This is a genomic window from Pleomorphochaeta sp. DL1XJH-081, assembly GCF_049310885.1.
GTDB lineage: Bacteria > Spirochaetota > Spirochaetia > Sphaerochaetales > Sphaerochaetaceae > CAYZJV01.
Map to the genome: position 1 here is coordinate 1 of NZ_JBMDYO010000068.1, position 279 is coordinate 279.

The following is a 279-nucleotide window of genomic DNA, read 5'->3' on the forward strand; positions in this document are numbered from 1 at the left end:
CATCGGTGAAAATGGTACGGCGTAAGTTAAAGTCAGATTGTGACTTATCAAAGAATGAATAGTTACCTAAACTGTTGGCATGCCATACTTCAACTTTGGCATTTTCAATAATATTGCCATCAGTGTCGGTTACCGTACCTTCAATAATTAAGGTATCGATTTTGCCAGTCTCGGTTCCGTCATCCATACGTGCAAAGCCAACTGATTCAGGTGCGCCAGCAACATAAAGTGGACCTTCGATAGTACGAGGTGTACCGCCTGTAATACCAGCTTTGGCAT

1 pseudogene is annotated in these 279 nt (G+C 42.7%); it reads right to left on the reverse strand.

The features are described 5' to 3' along the window. A pseudogene (locus tag ACODJP_RS13930) lies at positions 1–279 on the reverse strand (catechol 1,2-dioxygenase); the annotation flags it as partial.